At 68.8% G+C, this 6410-nt stretch carries 7 protein-coding genes; 1 reads left to right on the forward strand and 6 read right to left on the reverse strand.

Annotation, left to right across the window (positions count from 1 at the left end):
* The 4 genes from UK23_RS47095 to UK23_RS47110 form a co-directional block, all read right to left on the reverse strand.
* Positions 1–1049: FAD-dependent oxidoreductase (locus UK23_RS47095; RefSeq protein ID WP_045318385.1), on the reverse strand; the 1049-nt coding region annotated here is incomplete at its 3' end.
* Positions 1050–1268: 219 nt separating this feature from the next.
* A complete protein-coding gene (locus UK23_RS47100; RefSeq protein WP_045318386.1) occupies positions 1269–1922 on the reverse strand; it encodes a response regulator in 654 nt (217 codons plus the stop codon).
* Positions 1919–4471 (reverse strand): histidine kinase, encoded by a 2553-nt coding sequence (locus UK23_RS47105; protein ID WP_045318387.1) that lies wholly within the window; start codon positions 4469–4471, stop codon positions 1919–1921. Before UK23_RS47105 ends, UK23_RS47100 begins: the two co-directional genes overlap by 4 nt.
* Before the next feature lie 6 nt (positions 4472–4477).
* Positions 4478–4687: a hypothetical protein gene (locus tag UK23_RS47110; protein WP_045318388.1), complete on the reverse strand. Its 210-nt coding sequence runs from the start codon at positions 4685–4687 to the stop codon at positions 4478–4480.
* A gap of 104 nt (positions 4688–4791) precedes the next feature.
* Here UK23_RS47110 and UK23_RS47115 point away from each other — a divergent pair, with 104 nt between their 5' ends.
* Positions 4792–5223, forward strand: a complete 432-nt coding sequence (locus UK23_RS47115) for a protein-tyrosine phosphatase family protein (RefSeq protein WP_045318389.1) — start codon at positions 4792–4794, stop codon at positions 5221–5223.
* Here the strand turns inward: UK23_RS47115 and UK23_RS47120 are convergent.
* Positions 5220–5888, reverse strand: coding sequence for an MOSC domain-containing protein (locus UK23_RS47120; protein ID WP_045318390.1), 669 nt, complete (start codon positions 5886–5888; stop codon positions 5220–5222). The two genes, UK23_RS47115 and UK23_RS47120, sit on opposite strands and share 4 nt — an antisense overlap.
* A 10-nt stretch (positions 5889–5898) precedes the next feature.
* The gene (locus UK23_RS47125; RefSeq protein WP_045318391.1) at positions 5899–6288 is read right to left on the reverse strand and encodes a MerR family transcriptional regulator; all 390 of its coding nucleotides are present in this window, start codon (positions 6286–6288) and stop codon (positions 5899–5901) included.
* Between the last annotated feature and the right edge of the window lie 122 nt (positions 6289–6410).

Consider the following 6410-nt stretch of genomic DNA (forward strand, 5'->3'; position numbering starts at 1 on the left):
TCCTTGGACAGGTCGTGTTCCTTGAGGAGTTCGCGCAGGTCGGCGCAGTTCAGGGCCGCGAGGGTCATGCCGTGGCCGTAGACGGGGTTGAGCGAGACGACCGAGTCACCGAGGGCGAGCAGGCCGCGCGGCCAGTTCGGCACCTTGTGGAACCGGTTCCAGCGGCTGCGCAGGTTGCCGACGCGGTAGATCGGCGAGGCCGGGGTGGCGGTCTTGATGATCTCGGCGATGTCCTGGCACTCGAGTGTGGTGGCGTAGGAGAGGAAGCCGTCGTCGTCGGTCGGGGCCACGTCGCCGCCCGCGCCGAAGAGGGTGACGAACCACCGGCCACCGTCCACTGAGGACACCGCGCCGCCGCGTCTGGTCGTGGGCGCGTGGGTGATCTCGTAGGCGGTCTTCCAGTCGAGCTTGAGGTCGTGGTTCACCTGGTAGACGCGTGAGGTGTAGGTCAGGTGGCCGTTCACGATCATCGGGGCCGGGCAGTGCACGCCGAGCTCCGCGAGCCACGAGACGAGCTTGCTGTCGCGGCCAGAGGCGTCGACGACGAGGTCCGCGTAGTCGGTGAAGGGCCGTCCTGCCCGGCTGCCCTGGACGCCGGTGATCGTGCCGCGGTCGTGCAGGAGTCCGTCGATCGTGACGCCGTCCACAAGGGACACGTTCGGCAGCCTCAGCACCCGGCGGCGGATGATCCGCTCGATGGTCACGCGGGTCATCGAGTGGATGGTCAGGCCGATGGGGTCGCGCGGTGCCCACCCGGCCGGGGCGCGGCTCATGAAGTCGCTGCCGAGGTCGGCCTGGACCGCGCCCGCTGCCCTGAGTTCCACGCCGAGCTTGGGGAAGAGCGTTTCCAGGACGTCGGCGCCGCGCGCCAGCAGCGCGTGCGGGTGGTGGGCCTGGGGGATGCCTGCTCGGTGTTCGGTGTCCGCGGCGAGCTGGTCGCGTTCCACGAGCACGACGTCGCCGTACGACTCGGACAACACCCTGGCCGCCAGCAGTCCCGCGAAGCCGGCGCCGATGACCAGGGCGCGGTCGGAGTACATGGCGGTCATGCTGGCAGAGCAACGCTCCCCGATCGATCCCCCGAAAGTCCCTTAACCGGCGAGTCAGGACAGCTTTGGCAGATGTCCTGACTCGCGTGCGGTCACCCCGCACGCCTTCAGCAGCAAGCCCCAGCCCAGCCCGGCCGCCTGGCCCAACCCGGCCCAGCCCGGCCGCCTGGCCCAGCCCGGCCCAGCCCGGCCGCCTGGCCCAGTCGGGCAGCGCGGCCGTCAGGGCCCGGTCACCAGGCCCTCGCGCACCGCCCACAACGCCGCTTGCGTCCGCGATGCCAGCCCGAGCTTGTTCAGCACGTTCGACACGTGCGTCCGAGCGGTCCGCTCCGAGATCACCAGCGCGTCGGCGATGTCCCGGTTCGACTTCCCGTGCGCCACCAGCACCAGGATCTCCCGCTCCCGAGGCGTCAGCGCGGTGGCGGTCCGCTGCGGCGCGACCAAGGACCGCGTCAACGTCCGCGCGACAGCCGGGTCGAGGTGCACCTGCCCCCGCATCGCCGCGCGGACCGCGGCTCCGACCTGGTCCGCCTCGGCATCCTTCAGCAGATAGCCCGCGGCTCCGGCCTCCAGCGCGACGTGGACGCGTTCGGCCTCGGAGAACGACGTCAACGCGACCACCTCGACCTGCGGGTAGAGCTGCTTGATCGCCTTGGTGGCGCCGATTCCGTCGAGGCGGGGCATCAGGAGATCCATCAGCACGACGTCGGGCAGGTCGCCCGCGGTGGCGCGGGCCGCGAGCTCGTCGAGGGCGGCCTGGCCGTCGCCCGCCTCGCCGACGACCTCGATGTCGTCCAGCATCTCGAAGAACGCCCGCATGCCGCGCCGCACGACCGCGTGGTCGTCGACGAGGAACACCCGGATCGTGCTCATCGCTGCTCTCCTGCCGTTCCTGAGGGCACCTCTGACGGGAGGACCGCCCGGATCGTGGTGGATCCGCTCGGGGTGCTGTCGACGACGAGGTCGCCGCCGATCCGTTTCATCCGCTCCCGCATGCTCACCAGGCCCATGCCGTTGGAGGAGACCGTAGCGGGGTCGAATCCCGTTCCGTCGTCGGCGACTTCGATCACCACGCCGTCGTCCTCGAAGAGCGTGATGTCGATGCGCGAAGGCCCTGCGTGCTTGATGGCGTTGTGCACGGCTTCCTGCACCACGCGGAACATCTCCTCCTCCGCGCGATCGTCCAGCGACAACCGGTAGCCCGGCGCTTCGACGGCGATGTCGACTCCTTCGCGGGAGGCGATGGCGGCGGACTGTTTGCGGATCGCCTCGGCCAGGCCGTCCTCGCGCAACGCGTCGGGACGGAGCTGGAAGAGCGAGGCGCGCATCTCGGCGAGGGCGTCCTGGGTGAGGCTGCGGAGCTCGGTGATGCCGCGCGCGACCGGGCCGTCGGGGTCGCCACCCTGCTTGTGCAGTGCGAGTTCCACGGCTCGGGTGTGCAGGGTCATCGAGAACAACGCCTGGGACACCGAGTCGTGCAGCTCGCGGGCGAGGCGGTGGCGTTCCTCGAGAGCCGCTACCTGGGAGGCCTCGTCGAGCATCTCCATGACCTCTTCGACGCCGAGCTGTTCCTCGCCCGCCACGGAGGTGAGCATCATTCGCGCGGACGCCGCACCGACCGCACCGGCGAGCACGGTCTCGACGTGGTGCACGAGATCGGCGTCCGCGTCCTGCTCGGATGTCACAGCGGACTCGAGGTCGACACCTTCCAGTGCTTTGGCCGCCGCTCGCCGGCCCATCGAGCGGACCAGGACCTCGTGCAGTGCCTGCACCGACACGCGGTTGCGCCACAACCGAGGACGTGTCGGGTCGTTGAGCGCGTCGACGAAGAGGACGGCTTGTGCTTGTTCGCGGGCCTGCGGGCGGCCGAGGAGCGACACCGTGACGTAGCAGCCGACGTTGACGAGCATGCTCCAGAACATGCCGTGGCTGATGTTGTCCATGCCGGTGATGCCGAGAAGGTGTTCCGGGCGCAGCGCCCCGATGCCGAACGGGCCGTGGTCGAGGAAACCGCGCGGGACCCAGCCGGTGGCGGCGAAGTTGGGCAGCAGCAACGTGTACGTCCACACCGCGAACCCGCCGAGCAGGCCCGCCATGACGCCGTTGCGGGTGCCGCCCTTCCAGTACAGGCCGCCGATGATCGCGGGCGCGAACTGCGCGACGGCCGCGAACGACACCAGGCCCATCGACACCAGGGCCGCGCTCTCTCCTGCGAGGCGGAAGTACCCGTAGCCGAGCAGCATGATCGCCACGATCGACAGCCGGCGGGTCAGCAGGATCAGCTTGGCGAGACGGCCTTCGTAGCCGCGGCGCAGCAACATCGGGACGACGATCGAGTTCGACACCATCGTGGACAGCGCGACCGTCTCGACGATGATCATGCCGGTCGCCGCGCTCAGGCCGCCGACGAAGACCAGCAGTGCCAGCACGTCCAGTCCCGCGGCCATCGGCACGGTGAGCACGAAGGTGTCGGCCTCGGCGCCGGAACCGAACCGCAGCAGGCCCGCCGCGGCGATCGGCAGCACGAAGACGCTGATCAACAGCATGTACAGCGGTGTCATCCACATGGCCTGCCTGACGTGGCGCTCGTCGACGTTCTCGACGACGCCGACCTGCCACTGGCGGGGGAGCAGCACGATCGCGAAGAGCGACAACACGTTCAGCCACACCCAGGTGCCGGTCGAGTCGCCGAGCGTGAACAGCGAGTCGTGCCCGGCCTGCTTCGCCTGACTGAACAGGTCGCCGAAACCGCTGTAGAGGCCCCACGTCACGGTGATGCCGGCGGCGACGAACGCCACGAGCTTCACGACCGACTCGAACGCGATGGCGGTGACCATGCCCTCGTGGCGTTCGGTGGCGTCGAGATGCCTGGTGCCGAACAGGATCGTGAAGCCGGCGAGCAGCAGCGCCACGTACAGCGCGGTGTCTTCGAGCACCGGCACCTGGCCCAGCGCGGACGACGGTGTGATCGCCGGTGCGCGGCGGATGATCTCGAAGGTGTTGGAGACGGCCTTGAGCTGCAGGGCGATGTACGGCACGACGCCGACGACCGCGATCGCCGCGATCAGGCCGCCCAGCCGCACGCTCTTGCCGTAGCGGGCGGACACGAAGTCGGCGAGCGAGGTGATGCGGTGGCGGTGGCTGATGTGGATGATCCGGCGCAGCACCAGCCAGCCGAGTGCGAGCATGATCGTCGGGCCGAGGTAGATCGACAGGAAGCCGACGCCCGTGGAGGCCGCGCGGCCGACGCTGCCGTAGTAGGTCCACGACGTCGCGTAGACGGCCAGCGAGAGCGCGTAGATCGTGCCGCGGCCGACGATGCTCCGGCCGGCGTCGGCGCGGCGGTCGCCGTAGAACGCGATCGCGAACAGCACGCCGAGGTAGGCGACGGACACACCGATGATCAACCACGTCTGGAGCACGTCGGATCATCCCGACCGGCGCACGAGGAGGGCGACCAGTGCGATGACGACGAGCCAGGCGCCGAAGAGGTAGGCCGCGACGGCCGGCACGCCCGCGATGGTGCCCCCGTTGTTCGCGACGGTGAGCAGGGGCGGTAGGAAGAGCACGAAACCGGTTGTCGCCGCGAGGATTGTCAGCCCGGTGAACCGCTTGTCATCCCTGGCGCGTCGTCGCACCCGTCACCACCCTCACGACTCACCGGTGAACCGATTTGGCGAGCGTAGTACGAATGGAGGAAAGCGGCGAAGCAGACGTGACAGAATTTCATGCTATTCGCGCAATGCGGCTGTTTGGGGGAACTGTTGTGAAGATCGTCGAACTACCCGACGGGGCCGTGGTCACGGGGCGTGGCCTGCGGGACGGCAAGATCGTGGAACCGCATCCCCAGTACGGGGTGTATCTGCAGCCACGACCTGTCGACGTGCCGTGGCCGCACGACTGGATCGACTGGCCGGACTTCCGTCTTCCGCGCGATCACGACGCCGCGATCAAGTTGATTCGCGCATTGCACGCCCGTGCGTTGTCCGGAGAACGCGTCGAGGTGGCGTGTAGTGGTGGTGTCGGCCGCACTGGAACCGTGATTTCCTGCCTCGCGGTGCTGGCCGGTGTGCCCGCTGATGAGGCCGTGGCGTGGACGCGCGCGAATTACCACCGGCGCGCTGTCGAGACGCCTTGGCAAAAGCGCTGGGTCAGGCGTTTTCCGGCTGACTAGGAATCGAGCTCGACCACGTTGCGCTTGTGCACGAGCTCGATCACCTGGGGCGGCACCGAGTCCCCCGCCTCCAGCAGGCGGGGGAGCAGCTCCGCCTCCGTGGTCAGGGCGCGGAACATCAGCTCGACCGTGACGTCGTGGTCCGGCCGCTGCACGACGCTGATCTCGTCACCGGGCGCGAACTGCCCGGCCTCGATCACGCGGAAGTAGGCGCCGGGCCGGTTGACCTGCGTGAACCGCTTCACCCAGCCTCTTTGGCCGAGAAAGCTCGCGAACGTCCGGCACGGGATGCGAGGCCCGGAGACCTCCAGCAACGCGGTGCCGACCCGCCAGAGCTCGCCGACGAGGGCGTTCGTGTGGTCGATGCCCTGGGTGGTGACGTTCTCGCCGAACTGCCCGTTGCGCAGATCCACGCCGAGCTCGGCCTGCCACCAGTCGAGGTCCTCGCGCGCGTAACCGTAAACCGCCTGGTACTCGCCGCCGTGGGCAGTCCAGTCGCCGATCACGTCACCCGCGATGCCGCTGCCGGCGCCACCCTTCTCAACGGGCGGGCGAACGTCCAGCGGCCCGTCCACCGGGCGCTTGTCGATGGCGGTGACGCCCGCGCGGGCGTAGTCGACCGGGATCGTCTTGGACGCGATGTTCAGCGAGAGCACGACGGGCATGAGCCCGAGGCTATTGGCCGACCGCCTTGGCGGCGATCGAATTAACGTAGTCCTGGTATTTGCCGACCTTGTAGGTGATGAGGTCCATGCACTCCTGGAGCTGCACCATCTGCTGGCGGACCCGATCCTGGTGCTCCTTGAGGATGTCGAGGCGCTGCAGCTCGTTGCCGTCGCCCTGCCGGACCAGCTCGGTGTAGCGGCGGATCTCGGGGACGGGCATTCCGGACATCCTGAGCATGATGCACATGCGGAGCCAGTCGACGTCCTGCTGGGTGTAGACGCGGCGCCCGCCCGGTCCTCTGTGGACCTGGTGGGCGAGGATGCCTTCCTTCTCGTAGAAGCGCAGGGCGTGCACGCTCAAGCCTGTGCGTTCGGCTACCTGTCCGATGCTCAACTGCATGGATCGAGCATAGGTGGCCGGGGGTTTGGGCGGTCTTGCTTGCGTGCTTCCGCTGGCGCGGCACACGATCAGGCACGACTCGTGCCGGGACCCCACCCGGAGCGCACGTGAAAAGCCAAAGA

Origin of the sequence: Lentzea aerocolonigenes (genome assembly GCF_000955955.1) — a bacterium.
In the GTDB taxonomy this organism is placed as follows: Bacteria; Actinomycetota; Actinomycetes; order Mycobacteriales; family Pseudonocardiaceae; genus Lentzea; species Lentzea aerocolonigenes_A.